General features: G+C 71.6%; 17 protein-coding genes. 12 read left to right on the forward strand and 5 right to left on the reverse strand.

The window, feature by feature from the left end; genetic code table 11:
- Positions 1 to 63 precede the first annotated feature (63 nt).
- From uvrB to OHA89_RS27615, 4 genes are all read left to right on the forward strand, one after another.
- Entirely contained in the window at positions 64 to 2208 is a 2145-nt protein-coding gene (gene uvrB, locus OHA89_RS27600) for an excinuclease ABC subunit UvrB (RefSeq protein WP_215149159.1), read from the forward strand.
- A gap of 88 nt (positions 2209 to 2296) precedes the next feature.
- Positions 2297 to 2875, forward strand: a complete 579-nt coding sequence (locus tag OHA89_RS27605; RefSeq protein WP_030762430.1) for a TerD family protein — start codon at positions 2297 to 2299, stop codon at positions 2873 to 2875.
- A 28-nt stretch (positions 2876 to 2903) separates the two neighbouring features.
- Positions 2904 to 4832, forward strand: coding sequence for a TerD family protein (locus OHA89_RS27610; RefSeq protein ID WP_406367339.1), 1929 nt, complete (start codon positions 2904 to 2906; stop codon positions 4830 to 4832).
- 270 nt (positions 4833 to 5102) lie between these two features.
- Entirely contained in the window at positions 5103 to 6086 is a 984-nt protein-coding gene (locus OHA89_RS27615; RefSeq protein ID WP_215149157.1) for a TerC family protein, read from the forward strand.
- A gap of 14 nt (positions 6087 to 6100) precedes the next feature.
- On the opposite strand, the gene OHA89_RS27620 is transcribed toward OHA89_RS27615, so the two are convergent.
- From OHA89_RS27620 to OHA89_RS27630, 3 genes are all read right to left on the reverse strand, one after another.
- Positions 6101 to 7423, reverse strand: coding sequence for an MFS transporter (locus OHA89_RS27620; RefSeq protein WP_266612455.1), 1323 nt, complete (start codon positions 7421 to 7423; stop codon positions 6101 to 6103).
- Between the two features lie 148 nt (positions 7424 to 7571).
- Positions 7572 to 8228 carry an MBL fold metallo-hydrolase gene (locus tag OHA89_RS27625; RefSeq protein ID WP_266610383.1) on the reverse strand — a complete coding sequence of 219 codons (657 nt, stop codon included), beginning with the start codon at positions 8226 to 8228 and terminating at the stop codon, positions 7572 to 7574.
- A gap of 41 nt (positions 8229 to 8269) precedes the next feature.
- Positions 8270 to 8962: a maleylpyruvate isomerase family mycothiol-dependent enzyme gene (locus OHA89_RS27630; RefSeq protein ID WP_257556836.1), complete on the reverse strand. Its 693-nt coding sequence runs from the start codon at positions 8960 to 8962 to the stop codon at positions 8270 to 8272.
- A gap of 185 nt (positions 8963 to 9147) precedes the next feature.
- On the opposite strand from OHA89_RS27630, the gene uvrA reads away from it, so the two are divergent.
- Positions 9148 to 12126: an excinuclease ABC subunit UvrA gene (gene uvrA, locus OHA89_RS27635; protein ID WP_266610384.1), complete on the forward strand. Its 2979-nt coding sequence runs from the start codon at positions 9148 to 9150 to the stop codon at positions 12124 to 12126.
- A 136-nt stretch (positions 12127 to 12262) separates the two neighbouring features.
- Here uvrA and OHA89_RS27640 read toward each other — a convergent pair whose 3' ends face one another.
- Positions 12263 to 13144: a carbohydrate kinase gene (locus tag OHA89_RS27640; protein WP_257556838.1), complete on the reverse strand. Its 882-nt coding sequence runs from the start codon at positions 13142 to 13144 to the stop codon at positions 12263 to 12265.
- A 75-nt stretch (positions 13145 to 13219) separates the two neighbouring features.
- Between OHA89_RS27640 and OHA89_RS27645 the strand changes: the two genes are divergently transcribed.
- On the forward strand, positions 13220 to 13651 hold the full coding sequence (locus OHA89_RS27645) for a Rieske (2Fe-2S) protein (protein ID WP_215142015.1): 432 nt from the start codon (positions 13220 to 13222) through the stop codon (positions 13649 to 13651).
- Between the two features lie 13 nt (positions 13652 to 13664).
- On the opposite strand, the gene OHA89_RS27650 is transcribed toward OHA89_RS27645, so the two are convergent.
- Complete coding sequence (locus OHA89_RS27650) at positions 13665 to 14624, reverse strand: hypothetical protein (RefSeq protein WP_266610385.1); 960 nt, start codon at positions 14622 to 14624, stop codon at positions 13665 to 13667.
- Between the two features lie 228 nt (positions 14625 to 14852).
- Here OHA89_RS27650 and OHA89_RS27655 point away from each other — a divergent pair, with 228 nt between their 5' ends.
- The 6 genes from OHA89_RS27655 to whiA all read left to right on the forward strand — a co-directional run bounded on the left by OHA89_RS27655 (position 14853) and on the right by whiA (position 21408).
- The gene (locus OHA89_RS27655) at positions 14853 to 15449 is read left to right on the forward strand and encodes a papain-like cysteine protease family protein (RefSeq protein ID WP_215142019.1); all 597 of its coding nucleotides are present in this window, start codon (positions 14853 to 14855) and stop codon (positions 15447 to 15449) included.
- A 5-nt stretch (positions 15450 to 15454) separates the two neighbouring features.
- Positions 15455 to 16234, forward strand: a complete 780-nt coding sequence (locus OHA89_RS27660; RefSeq protein ID WP_406368611.1) for a hypothetical protein — start codon at positions 15455 to 15457, stop codon at positions 16232 to 16234.
- A gap of 151 nt (positions 16235 to 16385) precedes the next feature.
- Positions 16386 to 18380: an excinuclease ABC subunit UvrC gene (gene uvrC, locus OHA89_RS27665; protein ID WP_266610386.1), complete on the forward strand. Its 1995-nt coding sequence runs from the start codon at positions 16386 to 16388 to the stop codon at positions 18378 to 18380.
- A 33-nt stretch (positions 18381 to 18413) separates the two neighbouring features.
- The gene (gene rapZ / locus OHA89_RS27670) at positions 18414 to 19361 is read left to right on the forward strand and encodes an RNase adapter RapZ (RefSeq protein ID WP_030388929.1); all 948 of its coding nucleotides are present in this window, start codon (positions 18414 to 18416) and stop codon (positions 19359 to 19361) included.
- Positions 19358 to 20422 carry a uridine diphosphate-N-acetylglucosamine-binding protein YvcK gene (gene yvcK, locus OHA89_RS27675; RefSeq protein ID WP_266610387.1) on the forward strand — a complete coding sequence of 355 codons (1065 nt, stop codon included), beginning with the start codon at positions 19358 to 19360 and terminating at the stop codon, positions 20420 to 20422. The genes rapZ and yvcK overlap by 4 nt, the downstream gene beginning before the upstream one ends.
- Positions 20413 to 21408: a DNA-binding protein WhiA gene (gene whiA, locus OHA89_RS27680; RefSeq protein ID WP_030009075.1), complete on the forward strand. Its 996-nt coding sequence runs from the start codon at positions 20413 to 20415 to the stop codon at positions 21406 to 21408. Before yvcK ends, whiA begins: the two co-directional genes overlap by 10 nt.
- The last annotated feature ends 145 nt before the right edge of the window (positions 21409 to 21553 follow it).

Consider the following 21553-nt stretch of genomic DNA (forward strand, 5'->3'; position numbering starts at 1 on the left):
CGGGCGCGCCGCGCGGCCGCGCGCGGATGCGTGAGTGTCAGTGGGGGGTCGTACGGTTGACCCATGCGGCCCGTATCGAAGATCGAACGCACGGTGGCGCCTTTCGAGGTCGTCAGCTCCTACCAGCCCAGCGGCGACCAGCCGGCGGCCATCGCCGAGCTGGAGAAGCGCATCCGTGCAGGTGAGAAGGATGTCGTCCTGCTGGGTGCGACCGGCACCGGCAAGTCGGCGACCACCGCGTGGATGATCGAGAAGCTCCAGCGCCCCACCCTGGTGATGGCGCCGAACAAGACCCTCGCCGCCCAGCTGGCGAACGAGTTCCGCGAGCTCCTGCCGAACAATGCCGTCGAGTACTTCGTCTCGTACTACGACTACTACCAGCCCGAGGCCTACGTTCCGCAGTCGGACACCTACATCGAGAAGGACTCCTCGATCAACGAGGAGGTGGAGCGGCTGCGCCACTCCGCGACCAACTCGCTGCTGACCCGGCGCGACGTCATCGTCGTCGCCTCCGTGTCCTGCATCTACGGCCTCGGCACCCCGCAGGAGTACGTCGACCGGATGGTCTCCCTCAAGGTGGGCGAGGAGACCGACCGGGACCAGCTGCTGCGCCGCTTCGTCGACATCCAGTACACGCGCAACGACGTGGCCTTCACCCGCGGCACCTTCCGGGTGCGCGGCGACACCATCGAGATCTTCCCGGTCTACGAGGAACTGGCCGTCCGCATCGAGATGTTCGGCGACGAGATCGAGGCCCTCTCCACCCTGCACCCGCTGACCGGCGAGGTCATCAGCGAGGACCGCGAGCTGTACGTCTTCCCCGCCAGCCACTACGTCGCGGGCCCCGAGCGCATGGAGAAGGCGGTCCGCGGCATCGAGGCGGAGCTGGCCGAGCGCCTCGCCGAGCTGGAGAAGCAGGGCAAGATGCTGGAGGCGCAGCGGCTGCGCATGCGCACCACGTACGACCTGGAGATGATGCGGCAGATCGGGTCCTGCTCCGGCATCGAGAACTACTCGCTGCACATGGACGACCGCGAGCGCGGCTCCGCGCCCAACACCCTCATCGACTACTTCCCGGAGGACTTCCTCCTGGTCATCGACGAGTCGCACGTCACCGTGCCGCAGATCGGCGCCATGTACGAGGGCGACGCCTCGCGCAAGCGGACCCTGGTCGACCACGGTTTCCGGCTGCCGTCCGCGCTCGACAACCGGCCGCTGAAATGGGAGGAGTTCCAGGAGCGGATCGGCCAGACCGTCTACCTGTCGGCCACCCCCGGCAAGTACGAGCTCTCGCGCGGCGACGGCTTCGTCGAGCAGATCATCCGCCCCACCGGCCTCATCGACCCCGAGGTCGTGGTCAAGCCCACCGAGGGCCAGATCGACGACCTGGTGCACGAGATCCGCCAGCGGGTCGAGAAGGACGAGCGGGTCCTGGTCACCACCCTCACCAAGAAGATGGCCGAGGACCTCACGGACTACTTCCTCGAGCTCGGCATCCAGGTCCGCTACCTGCACAGCGACGTGGACACCCTGCGCCGCATCGAGCTGCTGCGCGAGCTGCGCTCCGGCGAGTTCGACGTCCTGGTCGGCATCAACCTGCTGCGCGAGGGGCTCGACCTGCCCGAGGTGTCGCTCGTGGCGATCCTCGACGCCGACAAGCAGGGCTTCCTGCGCTCCGGCACCTCGCTGATCCAGACCATCGGCCGCGCGGCGCGCAACGTCTCCGGCCAGGTCCACATGTACGCGGACAGCATCACCCCGGCCATGGCACAGGCGATCGACGAGACGAACCGCCGCCGGGAGAAGCAGGTCGCCTACAACACCGCCAACGGCATCGACCCGCAGCCGCTGCGCAAGAAGATCAACGACATCGTCGCCACAATCGCCCGCGAGGAGCTGGACACCGAGGAGCTCCTCGGCACCGGGTACCGGCAGGCGAAGGACGGCAAGGGCGCCAAGGCGCCGGTGCCGGCGCTGGGCGGCAAGGCGGCCCCGGCCAAGGCCGGGAAGGGGGCGAAGGGCGCCAAGGCGGGCGCGGTGCTCACCGACCGGCCCGCCGCCGAACTGGCCGGGATCATCGAGGAGATGACCGAACGCATGCGGGGGGCGGCCGCGGAGCTGCAGTTCGAGGTCGCGGCCCGGATCCGGGACGAGGTGAGCGAGCTGAAGAAGGAGCTGCGACAGATGAAGGAAGCGGGCCTCGCCTGACTCGGAGCCTGTCAGTAGGGTTGGGTCTCAGCCGCAGGTACACGCTGCGCCCCCGTTATCGGGGCGGGCTATGGAGAGGGGACAGCGCGTGACGGTCAACATGACCAAGGGTCAGGCCATCAGTCTGCAGAAGGCGGACGGGGGCACGCTGACCGCGGTCCGGATGGGCCTCGGCTGGCAGGCGGCCAAGCGCCGCGGGCTGTTCGGCTCGCGGACCCGGGAGATCGACCTGGACGCGTCGGCGGTGCTCTTCGCCGACAAGCAGCCGGTGGACGTCGTCTTCTTCCGGCACCTGCAGAGCGACGACGGCTCGGTCCGGCACACCGGCGACAACCTCGTCGGCGGCGTCGGCCAGGGCGGGGACGACGAGGCCATCCTCGTCGACCTGCAGCGCGTGCCGGTGCACATCGACCAGATCGTCTTCACGGTGAACTCCTTCACCGGCCAGACGTTCCAGGAGGTGCAGAACGCGTTCTGCCGCATCGTCGACGAGACCAACGGCCAGGAGCTGGCCCGCTACACCCTCGACGGTGGCGGCCAGTACACCGCGCAGATCATGGCGAAGGTGTCCCGCGCGGGCGCGGGCTGGCAGATGACGGCCCTCGGCAACCCGGCCAACGGCCGTACGTTCCAGGACCTGATGCCGGCGATCCTGCCGCACCTGTAAGCGAAGAAGAGCGGGGGGAGACGGGACGATGGCGGCCGAACTGGTCCGGGGGCAGAACCACGCCCTGTCCGAACACCGGGTGCGGATCACGGTCTCGGCGGGCACACCGGTGCTCGCCCTGGCCGCGCTCGGAGACGAGCGGGGCGCCGTGACCGGCCCGGAGGGGATCGTGCACCCCGGTGCGAGCGGCCTTCCGGGGGTCGAGGCACTGGGGGCACCCCCAGCGGTAGCTGGGGGAGGGTCCGCGGACCGGCACCGGTTCGCCGTCGACCTCGACGCGGTGGCGGCCGAGGTGCACCGCGTCGGCGTCCTGCTCTCCCTGCCCCCGGGCGGTCCGGCCCGGTTCGGTGCCGTGGCGGCCTCGCACGTCGCCGTCACGGATATGGACGGCACGGAGCTGGCCGAGTACACCCTGACCGGGCTGGACGCCGAGACCGCCGTCGTCGCCCTGGAGCTCTACCGCCGCCAGGGGGCCTGGAAGGTCCGCGCCGTCGGCCAGGGCTACGCCGAGGGGCTCACCGCCCTGTTCGCCGACCAGGGGCTCACCGCCCCCGCAGCCGCCGAGCTGGCCGCGCGCGTGCACGCCGGTGTGGCGGCGCCGGTGGCACCCGATCCGGTGGTCCCGGTGTCCGGAAGCCCGTATGCGGGTACGCCCGGCCCCGCGCCCACCCCCGGCCCCGTCCCCACGCCGACGCCCTCGGCCTCGGCCTCGGCGGACACCACGATCAGCTACGCCCACCCCCGGCGCCGCCCGGCCAGCACCGAGCCGCCCGAGCCCGCGCCCAGCGCCGCCCCGGCGCAGGAGCCCGGTCAGCCCCCGAGGCCCGTCGCCGGGGACGCCAGCGGCTGGTCCATGGAGGAGCGGCTCTACAACCAGGTCTGGGGCATGTTCGAGGACCTGGCCCGCACGGTCGCCGCATACCGCAGCGCCGTCGAGTTCGCCGACTCCCGCATGGACCGCGAGCTCGACGAGGCCCTGTCCGACCCGCGCCACCGCCTCGGAGGATCCGGGAACGCCGCCCGCGACACCGCCCGGGCCCGCCGCGAGGAGCTCGTCGCCCAGGCCCAGGCCGTCCTCGACCGGGACCTCGTCCAGCTGATCGCCGAGTCGGAGGTGGTCGAGCCCGCCCTGCCGGCCGCGTACGCCCGCTGGGACAACCCGGTCTGGCACGGCCGGTCGGCCGGGCTGCCCGAGGAGAACCCGCTGGCCCTGCGCCTGGGGGACCTGTACCTGCCCGAGCGCCCCGATCTGCGGATCCCCATGCTGATGAGGCTCCCGCTGGAGCGCGGGCTCTGGATCGACAACGGCCGTACCGGCTCCGAGGCCGCGATGACCATGGACACCGACCGGCTGCGCCGGGCCGCCATGGACATGGCCGTCGCGCACGCGGTGCGGCTGCTCGCGGTCCACCCCGGCGACCGGTTCTCCGTCCATGTCATCGACGCGGCCGGGGCGGGGGCCGCCTCCCTGGCACCGCTCGTACGCGCCGGGGTGCTGGCCGGGCCGCCGGCCGCCGGGGCCGCCGGGGTCACCGAGACGCTGGCGCGGCTGACCAAGCGGGTGGACCTCGTACAGATGGCGGTGCGGGCCGGAGCCCCCGAGGACCTGCCGCCGGACCTGGACACGGCCGACCAGCTGCTCCTCGTACACGACTTCCCGCACGGCTTCGACGACCGCGCCGTGACCCAGCTGCGCTACCTCGCCGACGAGGGGCCGGCGGTCGGCGTGCACCTGCTGATGGTCGCGGACCGTGACGAGGCCTCGGCCTACGGGCCGCTGCTGGATCCGCTGTGGCGCTCGCTCATGCGCCTGTCGCCGGTGCCGGACAACCATCTCGCCGACCCCTGGGTCCACCACGCCTGGACCTTCGAGCCGGACCTGCCCCCGCAGGGCAGCCGGGTCCTTGAGCAGGCGCTGGACCGGGTGGCGGAGGCCCGGCGGCGCGCCCGCCCGTGACGGGAGACGGCAGGTCGATGACCTGTCGCTGACCAGTTCTTGGGACTCCCTTTACCTTATCGGCCTCCGACGGGTACCCTGGTGACCGCGGAGGGGAGTATTCCTGCTTTCCTGCTACGGCGTGCCCGTCAATACGGACCACTGCGGCTCCATGAGCGCAGCCGGTCCCGGGGCGTCGGCCCACGGCCTCCAGGCCGCCCGGGTGGAAGAGACCTCCGGCAGCGATGACGCTGACGAAGTGCTGAGCCATCCGCCGGAGGCGTGTTTACCGTGGAAGTTTCCTGGACCCTGTGGGCGCTGACCATTCTCGGTCTGTCCCTCCTCATCGGCGCCGATTTCTTCATCGGCCGCAAACCCCACGACGTATCGATCAAGGAAGCGGGCACCTGGACGGTCGTCTGGATCGTCCTCGCCGGACTCTTCGGCCTCGGCCTGTGGTTCTTCGGGAACGGTCAGGCCTCCCAGGAGTTCTTCGCGGGCTTCATCACCGAGAAGTCCCTGAGCGTGGACAACCTCTTCGTCTTCGTCCTGATCATGGCGAAGTTCGCGGTGCCCTCACACCTCCAGCAGCGCGTCCTGCTCGTGGGCGTGCTGATCGCCCTCGTCCTGCGCGCCATCTTCATCGCGGCCGGCGCGGCGATCATCGCCAGCTTCTCCTGGGTCTTCTACATCTTCGGCGCGTTCCTGATCTACACCGCGTGGAAGCTGATCCAGGAGGCCCGCAAGGACGAGGAGGAGGACGAGTTCGAGGAGAACCGCCTGCTCAAGTCCGTCGAGAAGAAGTTCGGCGTCGCCGACCGGTACCACGGCACCAAGCTCTTCATCCAGAACAACGGCAAGCGCGTCCTGACCCCGCTGATGGTCGTCATGCTCGCCATCGGCACCACCGACGTGCTGTTCGCGCTCGACTCCATCCCCGCGATCTTCGGCCTGACCCAGGACCCGTACATCGTCTTCACCGCCAACGCCTTCGCGCTGATGGGCCTGCGCCAGCTGTACTTCCTGATCGGCGGCCTGCTCAAGAAGCTGGTCCACCTCAGCTACGGCCTGTCGATCATCCTGGGCTTCATCGGCGTCAAGCTGGTGCTGCACGCCCTCCACGAGAGCGGGCTGCACGTCCCGGTCATCTCGATCCCGGTCTCCCTGGGCGTCATCTGCGGTGTCCTGGTCATCACCACGATCACCAGCCTGATGGCCTCGAAGAAGCAGGCGGCGGCCGAGGCCGCCGCCCGCCCGGAGAGCATCGACGCCTGACCCGTCCTGCGGGGCTATACGGGGGCGGCCGCTTCGGCCGCCCCCGTTTCCGTGCCCGCGGCCGCGTCGGCCCCCGACCGCGGCCGAACGACGGCCGGGCCGGTCTCCGGCAGCAGCGCGAAGCAGCCCAGGCTGACCAGGGCGATCACCGTCAGGTACACGGCCACGCCCCACGGCGGACCGGATCCGTCCGCCAGCGCCGTCGCCACGATCGGGGTCAGCGCCCCGCCCAGTACGCCGCCCAGGTTGTAGCCGACGGCCGCGCCCGTGCAGCGGATCCGCGGGGCGTACAGCTCCGGCAGGTAGGCGCCCACCACCGCGAACATCGTCACCATGCCCAGCAGCGCCCCGACGAAGCCCACCGTCATCAGCAGCGGATCGGCCGTGCCCAGCAGCGCCACCAGCGGGAACATCCACAGCACGCAGGCCGCCGACCCGGCAAGGCACAGCGGCCGCCGGCCGTACCGGTCGCCGAGCACCGCCAGCGGCGGGGTCACCAGGCCCATCAGCGCGACGGCGCCCATGATGCAGGCCAGCACCGCCGTGCGGCCCATGCCGAGGCGCTCGGTCGCGTACGCGAGGGACCAGGTGGTGACCGCGTAGAAGACGGCGTACCCCACGGCCAGCGCCCCGCCGGTCAGCAGGAGCAGCCGCCAGTGGCCGCGGAACACCTCTGCCAGCGGGGCGTCCGCCCGGCGGCCGCTCGTGGCCAGGGCCCGGAACTGCGGGGTCTCCTCCACCGAGCGGCGCAGCCACAGCCCCGCCAGGGCCAGCAGTCCGGCCGCCCAGAACGGGACCCGCCAGCCCCAGGAGGTGAACTGGGCGTCGGTCAGGTTCGCCGACAGCGCGAGGACGATGCCGTTGGCCAGCAGGAAGCCGACCGGAGGGCCGATCTGCGGGAAGCTCGACCACAGGCCGCGCCGCTTCTCCGGGGCGTGCTCGGTGGTCAGCAGTACCGCGCCGCCCCATTCGCCGCCGAGCCCGAGGCCCTGCAGGAAGCGCAGCAGGAGCAGCAGCGCCGGGGCGGCCACGCCGATCGAGTCGTACGTCGGCACGCAGCCGACGGCGACGGTGGCGAGGCCGGTGAGCAGCAGGGAGGCGAGGAGCACCGGGCGCCGGCCGTAGCGGTCGCCGATGTGGCCGAAGACCGCCGAGCCGAGCGGGCGGGCGAGGAAGCCGACGCCGAAGGTGCCGAAAGCGGCGAGGGTTCCGGCGAGCGGGGAGAAGGACGGGAAGAAGAGCGGGCCGAGCACGAGGGCGGCGGCCGTTCCGTAAACGAAGAAGTCGTAGAACTCGATGGCGGTTCCGGCGAGGGAGGCGGAGGCCAGCCGCAGCATCGAAGGGGCAGGTCGGGAGGTGGTACGGGACGGGGAGGGGTCGTGTTGCATGGTGCAGCAGATACCCCTCCCCGGCCGTCAGGACGTGAGTTCGGCCATCATCGACCGGAAGGAGTGCACCGCGTACCGAAGTTGACGGATTGCGGTCCTACCAGCCGCGTTCGCGCCACTCGGTCAGGTGCGGGCGCTCGGCGCCCAGCGTGGTGTCGTTGCCGTGCCCCGGGTAGACCCAGGCCTCGTCCGGCAGCTGCTCGAAGATCTTGTGCTGCACATCGTCGATCAGCGTCTCGAAGGCCTTCGGGTCGCCCCACGTGTTCCCGACGCCGCCCGGGAAGAGGCAGTCCCCGGTGAAGACGTGCGGGTGGCCGTGCGGGTCGTCGTAGACGAGGGCGATCGATCCGGGGGTGTGCCCGACCAGGTGGCGCGCGGTGAGCTCGACCCGCCCGACGCGGACGGTGTCCCCGTCCGCCACCGGGACGTCGGTGGCCACCGGGATGCCCTCGACGTCGTAGGTGCCCGCGTACGTGGTCGCCCCCGTCGCCTCGACCACGGCCTGGAGCGCACCCCAGTGGTCGCCGTGGCGGTGGGTGGTGACGACGGACGCGATGCCGTCGTCCCCGATCAGGCTCAGCAGCGTGTCCGCCTCCGCGGCCGCGTCGATCAGCAGCTGCTCGCCGGTGGCCCGGCAGCGCAGCAGGTATGCGTTGTTGTTCATCGGGCCCACCGCGACCTTGGAAATCATCAGGTCCGCGAGTTCGTGCACGTCGGCCGGACCGCCGACCTTCACCGCTCCGCTGTACGTCATTCTTTGATCCTAGAGGCGTTCGATCCCGGAGGTGCGGGTTCCTAGAGCGGGGGGAGTTCGGGCAGGCCGTCGCCGGCCGTGACGGCCAGATGGGCGCCCCGGAGACCGCGTCCGGCCAGCCAGCCGAGCAGTTCGTCCTTGGGGCCCTCGAGGACCACCGGGGTGCCCTCCGTGCCGCCGGTGTGCCAGACCTCGCCGGGCACGGCCCGCAGCGTGACCGGCGGCACCTCCGGACGTCCGGACCAGCGGTCGGCGAGGAAGGTGATCTCGCGATCGGTGAACTCCTCCGGAAGATCGGAGAGCTCGTAGCCGATGTTGAGGTCCACGTGGTGCAGGTCCACCTCGACCCAGCGGCGGAAGGGCACGTTCGAGGCGAGGTCCGTCACGCCGTTGCGCAGCTCGACGGTGCGGGACCAGTCCTGGTCGCGCTCGGAGGTGGCGAGGAAGCGGGCCCAGGAATCACGGAGGTCCGTCAGGTGTTCTTCCAGGGGCCGGCCGGCGTCCCGCTCGATGTCCGCGTCGCGCGCGGTGGCGCTCTCGTACATCGGGCGCCCCTCGAAGACGTTGACGAGGGCGTCGGCGTTGCGCGCGAGGTGGGCCAGGATGTGGCCGCGGCTCCAGCCGGGGAGGTGTGACTCCTCGGCGAGGGCGGCGTTGTCCAGCTTCGCGACCGCGGTCAGCAGTCGGTCCGTCGCTTCACGTACAGATCGCAGGTCGTGCACATGATCAGTCATGAAGGCGAGCCTAGTGCTCCCCGGCCCCCGGCCACACGATCGGGTGAAGCGGTCTGCGGAGTGCCGTAAATCGAATGTGCGTGCTATACGCTCGAAGTCAGACTCCACCTCCACCGCAGTGGCGCCCCCCATACCCTGGGACGGGGGCCCGTGCCCCCCATCTCTCAAGAAAGGTGCGGACCGGCGTGACCGACCGTCTCATCGTTCGTGGCGCTCGCGAGCACAACCTCAAGAACGTCTCGCTCGACCTGCCCCGCGACTCACTCATCGTCTTCACCGGACTCTCCGGTTCGGGCAAGTCCTCCCTGGCCTTCGACACGATCTTCGCCGAGGGTCAGCGCCGCTACGTCGAGTCGCTCTCGTCGTACGCCCGCCAGTTCCTCGGGCAGATGGACAAGCCCGACGTCGACTTCATCGAGGGGCTCTCGCCGGCCGTCTCGATCGACCAGAAGTCGACCTCGCGCAACCCGCGCTCGACCGTGGGCACCATCACCGAGGTCTACGACTACCTCCGCCTCCTCTTCGCCCGCATCGGCAAGCCGCACTGCCCCGAATGCAGCCGCCCCATCTCGCGCCAGTCGCCGCAGGCGATCGTCGACAAGGTGCTCGCGCTCCCCGAGGGCAGCCGCTTCCAGGTGCTCTCGCCGCTGGTGCGCGAGCGCAAGGGCGAGTTCGTCGACCTCTTCTCCGACCTCCAGACCAAGGGCTACAGCCGGGCGCGGGTGGACGGGGAGACCATCCAGCTCTCCGAGCCGCCCACCCTGAAGAAGCAGGAGAAGCACACCATCGAGGTGGTCATCGACCGCCTCACCGTCAAGGACAGCGCCAAGCGACGGCTCACCGACTCGGTGGAGACCGCGCTGGGCCTCTCCGGCGGCATGGTCATCCTGGACTTCGTCGACCTCGCCGAGGACGACCCCGAGCGTGAGCGGATGTACTCCGAGCACCTCTACTGCCCGTACGACGACCTTTCCTTCGAGGAGCTGGAGCCGCGCTCCTTCTCCTTCAACTCGCCCTTCGGCGCCTGCCCCGAGTGCACGGGCATCGGCACGCGCATGGAGGTGGACCCGGAGCTGATCGTTCCGGACGAGGAGAAGTCGCTGGACGAGGGCGCGGTCTCGCCGTGGTCGCTCGGTCACACCAAGGACTACTTCCAGCGGCTGGTCGGCGCGCTCGCCGGGGAGCTGGGCTTCCGGACCGACATCCCGTGGGCCGGGCTGCCGGTGCGCGCGAAGAAGGCCCTGCTCCACGGGCACAAGACGCAGATCGAGGTCCGCTACCGCAACCGGTACGGGCGGGAGCGCGCGTACACCACGGCCTTCGAGGGCGCCGTGCCCTTCGTCAAGCGGCGGCACTCCGAGTCCGAGAGCGACGCCAGCCGCGAACGCTTCGAGGGCTACATGCGCGAGGTGCCCTGCCCGACCTGTGAGGGCACCCGCCTCAAGCCGATCGTGCTCGCGGTGACGGTGATGGAGAAGTCCATCGCCGAGGTCGCCGCCATGTCGATCAGCGAGTGCGCGGACTTCCTCGGGCGGATGCGGCTCGACGCCCGCGACAAGAAGATCGCCGAGCGGGTCCTCAAGGAGGTCAACGAGCGGCTCCGCTTCCTCGTCGACGTCGGCCTGGACTACCTCTCGCTGAACCGCGCCGCCGGCACCCTGTCGGGCGGCGAGGCCCAGCGCATCCGCCTCGCCACGCAGATCGGCTCCGGCCTGGTCGGCGTGCTGTACGTACTGGACGAGCCCTCCATCGGCCTGCACCAGCGGGACAACCACCGGCTGATCGAGACGCTGGTGCGGCTGCGGGACATGGGCAACACGCTGATCGTGGTCGAGCACGACGAGGACACCATCAAGGTGGCCGACTGGGTCGTGGACATCGGCCCCGGCGCGGGCGAGCACGGCGGCAAGGTGGTGCACAGCGGTTCGCTCAAGGAGCTGCTGAAGAACCCCGAGTCGATGACCGGCCAGTATCTGTCGGGCAAGCGGTCCATCGCGATCCCGGACGTACGCCGCCCCGTGAACGGGGAGCGGAAGCTGACCGTCCACGGCGCCAAGGAGAACAACCTCCAGGACATCGACGTCGCCTTCCCGCTGGGCGTGCTCACGGCCGTGACCGGTGTGTCGGGTTCCGGCAAGTCCACGCTGGTCAACGACATCCTCTACACGCACCTGGCGCGCGAGCTGAACGGCGCCCGCTCGGTGCCGGGCCGGCACACGCGGGTGGACGGGGACGACCTCGTCGACAAGGTCGTGCACGTCGACCAGTCGCCGATCGGCCGGACGCCGAGGTCGAACCCGGCCACGTACACCGGTGTCTTCGACCACGTGCGCAAGCTGTTCGCGGAGACCATGGAGGCGAAGGTGCGCGGCTACCTGCCGGGCCGCTTCTCCTTCAACGTGAAGGGCGGCCGGTGCGAGAACTGCTCCGGCGACGGCACGATCAAGATCGAGATGAACTTCCTGCCGGACGTCTACGTCCCGTGCGAGGTCTGCCACGGCGACCGGTACAACCGGGAGACGCTGGAGGTCCACTACAAGGGCAAGTCCATCGCGGAAGTCCTCAACATGCCGATCGAGGAGGCGCTGGACTTCTTCGAGGCGGTGCCGACGATCTCGCGGCACCTGCGGACGCTGAACGAGGTGGGGCTGGGGTACGTCCGGCTCGGCCAGTCGGCGCCGACCCTGTCGGGCGGTGAGGCGCAGCGCGTGAAGCTGGCCTCGGAGCTGCAGAAGCGGTCGACGGGGCGGACGGTGTACGTGCTGGACGAGCCGACGACGGGTCTGCACTTCGAGGACATCTCGAAGCTGATCAAGGTGCTGTCGGGGCTGGTGGACAAGGGGAACTCGGTGATCGTCATCGAGCACAACCTGGACGTCATCAAGACCGCGGACTGGGTCATCGACATGGGCCCGGAGGGCGGCTACGGCGGCGGTCTGGTGGTGGCCGAGGGCACCCCGGAGCAGGTCGCGTCGGTGGGCGCGAGCCACACGGGCAAGTTCCTGCGGGACATCCTGGGGGCGGACCGGGTCTCCGACGCCGGGTCGCCTCCGGCGCGGGTTGCCGTGAAGAAGGCCGCCGCAAAGAAGGTCGTTGCCAAGAAGGCAGTTGCCAAGAAGGCCGCCCCGGCGAAGAAGACGGCGGCGCGGGCCCGCAAGTCCTAGTCGCCGAGCCGAGCCGAGCCGAGCCGAGCCGAGCCGAGCTGAGCTTGAGCGGGGAAGGGGTCCGGCCTGGTGGCCGGGCCCCTTCGCCGTCTGCGGCGCCGTTGCCGGGCGGCGCGGGGGCCCGGGGCGGAGCCGGCTATCCGGTGAGCTCCGCCGCGTACGGCGGCTCCGCGCCCGCCCGGGTGCAGGTCAGGGCCGCCGCGTGCGCGGCGTAGCCCAGTACGTCCGGCCAGTCGACAGGGCCGTCCTGCGCACCCGAAAGCCGGTGCAGCAGAGCGGCGTTGACGGTGTCGCCCGCCCCGATCGTGTCCGCCACGGCGACCGCCCGGGCCGCCACCGAGTGCTCCGCGCCCTCCCGGGTCCACACCGTCAGCCCCGCCGCGCCCCGGGTCAGCACCACCGCCGACGGGCCCGCCGCAAGCCAGTCGCCGACCCGGCCGCCCAGCCAGGCCGCGTCCTCCTCCGACAGCTTGAGGACGGAGGCGTACGGCAGCAGCCGCGTCAGGAACCGGGCGCGGTAGGCAGCCGGGTCGGCGATCAGCGCCGGCCGGATGTTGGGGTCCAGCAGGGTCAGCAGCCCGCGCCGCGACTCCCGGCGCAGCAGTGCCTCGTACGCGCTCGCGCCCGGCTCCAGAACCAGCGAGCAGGTGCCGAGCGCGAGGGCCCGTACGGAATCGGGGAGGGCGGGCGGCAGGGTGAACAGGCGGTCCGCCGTGCCCTCGACGTAGAAGCCGTACGAGGCCGAGCCGTCCGGGGCCAGCGAGGGCACGGCGAGCGTGGTCGGCTCCGGCCCCCGCTGCACCAGCGACAGGTCCACCCCGGCCGCACGGAGCCCGGCCAGCAGGCTCTCGCCGAAGCCGTCCGCCGAGACCCGCGAGCAGAAGGCCACCTCGGCGCCGAGGCGCCCGAGCGCGAGCGCGGTGTTGTACGGTCCACCGCCCGGCCGGGGCAGCAGCGCGCCCGGCGGCCGCGCGACGGGCACCAGGTCGATGAGGGCTTCTCCGCCGACGACGATCACGCGGGGGAAGCTACCCCATCGGACGGCGGTATCGTCGGGTGCACCGTGCCCCGCCCGTCCCACCAGGAGAGTTCCATGCCCGCGTCGCCGTCCCCCGCCCGCCGTACCGTTCTCAGGGGCGCGGCCGCGCTCGCCGGGGCAGCCGGCGCCGGAGCGGCTCTCGCGGCCTGCTCGACCGAGACCAACAGCGGCGGGAACACCCCCGCGACGCCCACCGCCCCGGTGGAGCTGGGGGCAGCGGCCGAGGTCCCGGTGGGCGGGGCGAAGCTCTACCGGGAGCGGAAGCTGATCGTCAGCTGCCCGGCGGCGGGCGAGTACAAGGCGTTCAGCGCCCAGTGCACGCACGCCGGCTGCGTACTGGACAAGATCGTCGAGGGTGAGGGCACCTGTCCCTGCCACGGCAGCCGCTTCGACGTGGCGACCGGCAAGGTGCTGCGCGGCCCGGCCACCGACCCGCTGCCCGCCGTCCCCGTCAAGGCGGAGAACGGCAAGCTCGTCGCGGGCTGACCCGCGAAGGCGATCAGTCCCAGTCCCAGGCGATCCCGAGGATCCCGCGCCGCACCGACTGCTCCACCAGATGCACCGCCCGGTGCCGGCCGCTCGGGGTGAGGTCCGCGAGGCCGGTGCGCGGGGCCTGCGGCCCGCTGCGGGCGAAGCGGCGGCAGCGCACCGGCAGGGCCGCCTCGTCGAAGCGGACCTGGAGCATGTACTGGCCGCCCGCGTAGCTGAACCCGCGCACGTACTCGCCGCTGCGCGCGCCCGTGCCGTCCTCGATGCCGTAGCCGAAGACGTACGTGTCCCCGCGGCGCAGCCGGGCGTCGAAGAGCAGCTCCGCGACCACCACCCCGGCCTCCCGGTGGCGCCGGATCCGCCCGGTGCGGCAGTTCTCGTACGCCGTCACCTCGATCCGGGACGTGTCGCAGCCCGGATCCCCGTGATGGATGGCGAGGTAGCGGTCGACGCCGTCGCGGTGGGCGCGCACTATCTGCTGCGACTCGCGGGTCCGCATCTCGCCCCCCGGCCCGATCCGGACCCGCTCGTGGTGGCCCAGCGAGTGCAGTCCGCCGTCGGGCGGGAGCTCCATCCCGTCCAGCAGCTGCTCCACCGCGGCGCCCACGCTCACCAGGGCCCGGTAGGGGCGGGCGGCCGGCCGGGCGGGTCCGCGGCCGGATTCCGGGGTGCCCAGCAGCCGGACGAGGGCGCCGTCCGGGAGCTCCAGGATCTGCTCCAGGGCGGTGACGGCCCGCAGGGACTCCGCGTGCCGGGGCCGCCGGGCGCCCTGCTGCCAGTAACTGAGGCTGGTGACGCCGACCTTGATGCCGCGTGCCGCGAGCCGGTGCTGCACCCGGTGGAGGGGCAGTCCGCGCGCGGCGAGGGCGGCGCGCAGGGCCAGGTGGAAGGGGCCGCCGCGCAGCAGCTGTCGTAGCTCTGCCGTTCCCGACGTTCCTGCCGTGTCTGCGGTGTCGCCGGTCGGCCGCATGGCGACTCCTCTGTGAACGTTCACTCGCGTCGGCGCGGGGGATGGCGCGGTGGCTCCGGGGGACCAGGTGACACGGCAGCAACCGTTCACACCGCAGCCCCACCGTTCACACCGCAATATCACCGCGTATTGAAGCGTGTTGACCTGATCGCGACAACACCACGATGCTCCTGCACAGCGTCCGGACGCGCTCCTCCACCCCCACATCCCCACTTCGGGAGGAACGCGATGCGCCACCGAAACCGGCGGCTTTCCCTCGCCGCCTTCGTCTCCGCCCTGCTCCTCGCCCTGCCCCTCAGTGCCGGCACCGCCACCGCCGCCGATGCCGGCACCGAGTCCGCCCTTGCGTACAAGCGCCTGAACATCACCATGCAGGCCCAGCAGAAGACCAACTGGTGCTGGGCCGCCGGCGGCAACACCATCGCCACCTGGTTCGGCCGCGACTACAGCCAGAACCAGTTCTGCAACGCCGCCTTCAACCGTCAGCAGGGCTCCGACTGCCCGAACAATCAGGCCACCCTCGGCAACGTCCAGACCGGCCTGCGCTGGGCGGGCATCAACTCCGGCTCGTACGTGAACGGCTGGCTCCAGTACTCCACCGTCCAGACCGAGATCAACGCCAACCGCCCGATCGAGACCCGGATCCAGTGGTCCAACGGCGGCGGCCACATGCACGTCATCTACGGCTACGACACCGCCAGCAGCTGGGTCTACTGGGGCGACCCGTGGCCCTCCAGCGACCGCTACAACTGGGCCTCGCACGCCTGGTACGTGGACAACAGCACCTTCTCCTGGACCCACTCCCTCTACCGGATCGGGGCGTGACCGCCATGACCCTGCGCGCCACCGCCGCCGCGGTCCTCGCCGCCACCGCCCTCCTCGGCCTCGCCCCGCAGGCCGTCGCGGCCCCCGTGCCGCAGCCCCAGGACGCCACGGCCGAGACCCGGGCCGCCGCAGCGCAGGCGGCCGCCGCCCCCGAGACCCTGGCCACGGTCTCCCGGTTCTTCGCCCGAGAGGGGAAGGTCTCGCTGACGGCCGCGCAGCCTCGAATACAGGGGGAGGTCGTCCCGGTGCACTACCTCTCCCCGGACTTCGTCGCGGGCAAGGCGGGCGCGCCGGTCGCCCGCCTGGAGTTCCTCGCCAGCGAGGCGGTCTCCTCCGACGGACAGCGGGCCGCGCTGTGGACCGCCCGGACGGACGCCGGCTGGCAGGTCGTGAACATCGCCACCGGTGACGACGAATTCCGCTACGCGCAGCTGGGCGCCGCGAAGCTGCCCGGCGGGACGGTGTTCCGGGAGCCGCAGATCGACGCGTGGTACGTGGCCGAGGGGGGCAGGGTGCTGCCGCTGGACGAGGACGCGGAGCGGGCCGTCGGCGCCGGGGGCACCACGCTCGACGGGTACCGGGTGCGGGTGGCTGCCGCGTACGGGGACAAGCTGCCGGGCTCCTCGTACGCCCGGCGGGGTGTCGCGGGCGGCTTCGAGGACGGGCCCTCGGGGGCTCCCGGGGCGCCAGTGGCGCTCGGTGCCGGGGCCGCTGCCGGTGCCCTTGCTGTCGGGGTGCTCGGCGTCCTCGGCGCACGCCGGTTCCGCCGGGCCGCCGGGGCCTGACCTCGCCCCCCCCGCAGGGCCCGGCTCCGCCAGGGCCGGGCCCTGCGGGTCCGCTGCTGGGGGCTCCGCCCCCAGCAGCGGACCAAACGCCGACCGGGCTGGATCTGGCCGGGGCGGTTTGTTGTCAGACCGCGCAAGTAGGGTGGTTGGCATGGCCGACCCTTCCAGTTACCGACCCAAGCCGGGACAGATCCCCGACTCCCCGGGGGTGTACAGGTTCCGCGACGAGCACCGCCGGGTGATCTACGTCGGGAAGGCCAAGAGCCTGCGCCAGCGCCTGGCGAGCTACTTCCAGGACATCGCCGGCCTGCATCCCCGTACCGCCACCATGGTGACCACGGCCGCCTCCGTCGAGTGGACCGTGGTGTCCACCGAGGTCGAGGCGCTCCAGCTGGAGTACTCCTGGATCAAGGAGTACGACCCGCGGTTCAACGTCAAGTACCGCGACGACAAGAGCTACCCCTCCCTCGCCGTCACCCTCAACGAGGAGTACCCGCGGGTCCAGGTCATGCGCGGGCCCAAGAAGAAGGGCGTGCGCTACTTCGGTCCGTACGGGCACGCCTGGGCCATCCGCGAGACCGTCGACCTGATGCTCCGGGTGTTCCCGGTACGCACCTGCTCCGCGGGCGTGTTCAAGCGCTCCGCGCAGATCGGCCGGCCCTGCCTGCTCGGCTACATCGGCAAGTGCTCCGCGCCCTGCGTCGGCCGGGTCACTCCCGAGGAGCACCGCGAACTGGCCGAGGACTTCTGCGACTTCATGGCCGGCCGCACCGGCACCTACCTCTCCCGGCTGGAGAAGGAGATGCACGAGGCGGCCGAGGAGATGGAGTACGAGAAGGCCGCCCGGCTGCGCGACGACATAGGGGCGCTGCGCCGGGCCATGGAGAAGAACGCCGTGGTGCTCGCCGACGCCACCGACGCGGACCTCGTCGCGGTCGCCGAGGACGAGCTCGAGGCCGCCGTGCAGATCTTCCACGTACGCGGCGGCCGGGTCCGCGGCCAGCGCGGCTGGGTCACCGACAAGGTCGAGGCCGTCGACACCGCCGGCCTGGTCGAGCACGCCCTCCAGCAGCTCTACGGGGAGGAGACCGGCGAGTCCGTCCCCAAGGAGGTGCTGGTCCCCGCGCTGCCCGAGGACGCTCCCGCGCTGAGCCAGTGGCTCGCCGAGCGCCGCGGTTCGGGGGTCAGCCTGCGCATCCCGCAGCGCGGGGACAAGAAGGCCCTCATGGAGACCGTCCACCGCAACGCGCAGCAGTCCCTCGCCCTGCACAAGACCAAGCGCGCCAGCGACCTCACCACCCGCTCCCGGGCCCTGGAGGAGATCGCCGAGGCCCTGGAGCTGGACAGCGCCCCGCTGCGCATCGAGTGCTTCGACATCTCCCACCTCCAGGGCGACGACGTGGTCGCGTCGATGGTGGTCTTCGAGGACGGGCTCGCCCGCAAGAGCGAGTACCGGCGCTTCCAGATCAAGTCCTTCGAGGGGCAGGACGACGTCCGCTCCATGCACGAGGTGGTCTCCCGCCGCTTCCGCCGCTACCTCCAGGAGAAGCTGAAGACCGGCGAGTGGGAGGCGGAGGACGGCGACGCGCCCGAGGACGACGGGCGGGCCAAGCGCTTCGCCTACCCGCCCCAGCTCGTCGTGGTCGACGGCGGCCAGCCGCAGGTCGCCGCCGCCAAGCGGGCCCTGGAAGAGCTCGGCGTCGACGATGTGGCCGTGTGCGGCCTGGCCAAGCGGCTGGAGGAGGTCTGGCTGCCCGGCGAGGACGACCCGGTCGTGCTGCCCCGCACCAGCGAGGGCCTCTACCTGCTCCAGCGGGTCCGTGACGAAGCCCACCGCTTCGCCATCCAGTACCAGCGCAACAAGCGCGGAAAACGCCTGAAGGCGGGCCCGCTGGACGAGGTGCCGGGCCTCGGCGAGAGTCGCAAACAGGCCCTGGTCAAGCACTTCGGTTCGGTGAAGAAGCTCCGACAGGCGACAATCGACCAGATCTGCGAGGTCCCGGGCATAGGCCGCAAGACGGCCGAGGCCGTGGCCGTGGCCCTCGCCCAGACGGTTCCCGCCGGTCCCGCCGTCAACACGGCCACAGGAGAGATCATTGAGGATGAGAACCCCGCCCCCGCGGGTGGGGGAACCTTCCGGCAGTAGCCGGAAGACATCGTCCGAACGGGGGACCGAGCAATGACCGAGCACGAGACCACGCACGACCGAGACGGAGCACAGGTGAGTACGGGCACGACAGCGGAGCCCGGCGAGACCGCCGAGGCGGCCATCCCCGAGCTGGTGATCATCTCCGGGATGTCCGGGGCCGGCCGCAGTACGGCGGCCAAGTGTCTGGAGGACCTCGGCTGGTTCGTCGTCGACAACCTCCCGCCGGCGCTGATCCCCACCATGGTGGAGCTCGGCGCCCGCTCCCAGGGCAACGTGGCGCGCATCGCCGTCGTCGTCGACGTCCGCGGCCGCCAGTTCTTCGACGCCCTGCGCGAGTCCCTCGCCGACCTCGACAGCAAGGGCGTCACCCGCCGCATCGTCTTCCTCGAGTCCTCCGACGACGCGCTGGTCCGCCGCTTCGAATCGGTCCGGCGCCCGCACCCGCTCCAGGGCGACGGGCGCATCACCGACGGCATCGCCGCCGAGCGCGACCTGCTGCGCGAGCTGCGCGGCGACGCCGACCTGGTGATCGACACCTCCAGCCTGAACGTGCACGAGCTGCGCGCGAAGATGGACGCCCAGTTCGCCGGGGACGAGGAGCCCGAGCTGCGGGCCACCGTCATGTCCTTCGGCTACAAGTACGGCCTGCCCGTCGACGCCGACCTCGTCGTCGACTGCCGCTTCATCCCGAACCCGCACTGGGTGCCGGAGCTGCGCCCCTTCACCGGGCTCAACGAGGAGGTGTCGGGGTACGTCTTCAGCCAGCCCGGTGCCAAGGAGTTCCTCGACCGCTACACCGAGCTGCTCCAGCTCATCGCCACCGGCTACCGCCGCGAGGGCAAGCGCTACGTGACCATCGCGGTCGGGTGCACGGGCGGCAAGCACCGCAGCGTGGCCATGTCCGAGAAGCTCGCCGCCCGCCTCGCCTCCGAGGGAGTCGAGACCGTCGTAGTCCACCGGGACATGGGGCGCGAGTGACCGCACGGACCCCGCGGCTGAGCCGCCTGCGCCGCCTCACCCCGGGACGGGACGAGGACGGCGTGGGCCGCTCCGGCCGCTCCGGCCGCCGGCGCGGCGCCACGCCCAAGGTGGTGGCGCTCGGCGGCGGCCAGGGCCTGTCGGCCTCCCTCGCCGCCCTGCGCCGCATCACCGGTGACCTGACCGCGGTGGTCACCGTCGCCGACGACGGCGGATCCAGCGGCCGGCTCCGCGAGGAGCTCGGCGTGCTGCCGCCCGGCGACCTGCGCAAGGCGCTGGCCGCGCTGTGCGGGGACGACGACTGGGGCCAGACCTGGGCCCGCGTCATCCAGCACCGTTTCCAGTCCGAGGGCGATCTGCACGGGCACGCGGTCGGCAACCTGCTGATCGTCGCCCTGTGGGAACAGCTCGGCGATCCCGTCCAGGCCCTCGACCTGGTCGGCAGGCTGCTCGGCGCACAAGGCCGGGTGCTGCCGATGTCGGCGGTGCCGCTGGAGCTCCAGGCCCTGGTCAAGGGGCACGATCCGGCCCGGCCCGAGGACGTGGACACCGTCCGCGGGCAGGCCACGGTGGCGCTGACCCCGGGCGAGGTGCTCTCCGTACAGGTGGTGCCGAGCGACCCGCCGGCCGTGCCGGAGGCCGTCGCGGCGGTCCTGGACGCCGACTGGGTGGTCCTGGGTCCGGGGTCCTGGTTCTCCTCCGTCATTCCGCACCTGCTGGTGCCGGAACTGCTCGACGCGCTGGTCGAGACGAAGGCCCGCCGGGTCCTCTCGCTGAACCTCGCTCCGCAGCCCGGCGAAACAGAGGGCTTCTCTCCGCAGCGTCATTTGGAGGTTTTGGCCCGACACGCCCCTAAACTCGCCCTGGACGTGGTGCTGGCCGACGAGGCCGCCGTGCCCGACCGCGAGTCCCTCGCCGATGCCGCAAAACGGTTCGGTGCCGCGGTCGAGCTGGCGCCCGTGGCCAGGGAAGACGGGTCTCCGAAGCATGATCCGGAGCTGCTCGCCGCCGCGTACGACCGTATTTTTCGGATGCATGGAAGGATCGGCCCATGGCGATGACGCCCGCGGTGAAGGATGAGATCTCCCGCCTCCCCGTCACCCGGACCTGCTGCAGGAAGGCGGAGGTCTCGGCGATTCTTCGGTTCGCGGGCGGCCTCCACCTGGTGAGCGGCCGCATCGTCATCGAGGCGGAGCTCGACACCGGGATCGCGGCCAGACGGCTGCGCAAGGACATCCTCGAGATCTTCGGCCACTCCTCGGACCTCGTGGTCATGGCTCCCGGCGGACTGCGCCGCGGCAGCCGCTACGTGGTCCGGGTCGTGGCCGGGGGTGACCAGCTGGCACGCCAGACCGGCCTCGTGGACGGCCGCGGCCGTCCCATCCGGGGTCTTCCCCCACAGGTGGTCTCCGGGGCCACCTGTGACGCCGAGGCGGCCTGGCGCGGCGCCTTCCTGGCCCACGGCTCGCTCACCGAGCCGGGCCGGTCCTCCTCCCTGGAGGTCACCTGCCCCGGTCCGGAGGCCGCCCTGGCCCTGGTGGGCGCCGCCCGCAGGCTCTCCATCGCCGCCAAGGCGCGCGAGGTGCGCGGGGTCGACCGGGTCGTGGTCCGCGACGGCGACGCGATCGGCGCCCTGCTGACCCGCCTCGGCGCCCACGAGTCGGTGCTGGCCTGGGAGGAGCGGCGGATGCGGCGCGAGGTCCGCGCCACCGCCAACCGCCTGGCCAACTTCGACGACGCCAACCTGCGCCGCTCCGCGCGGGCCGCCGTGGCGGCCGGAGCCCGGGTGCAGCGCGCGCTGGAGATCCTCGGCGAGGAGGTCCCCGAGCACCTCGCGGCGGCAGGCCGGCTGCGCATGGAGCACAAGCAGGCCTCCCTCGAGGAGCTCGGCGCGCTCGCCGACCCGCCGCTGACCAAGGACGCGGTCGCGGGCCGGATCCGCCGTCTGCTGGCGATGGCCGACAAGCGTGCCCAGGACCTCGGAATCCCGGGCACCGAGTCGAACCTCGATCTCAGCGAGGAGATGGCCGACAACATGGCCGGCTGACCCACTCGGCTGACCAGCTCGTACCCACTCTGGAGGGGGCCTGCACGATCACTCGTGCGGGCCCCCTTCCCGTACCACGCCCCATTGACATGGGCATGGACTGGTCGTGAGCCTTTCGTCCGGACACTTTCGTGGCAGACGACGC

Source organism: Streptomyces sp. NBC_01546 (assembly GCF_045208355.1).
Lineage (GTDB): Bacteria > Actinomycetota > Actinomycetes > Streptomycetales > Streptomycetaceae > Streptomyces.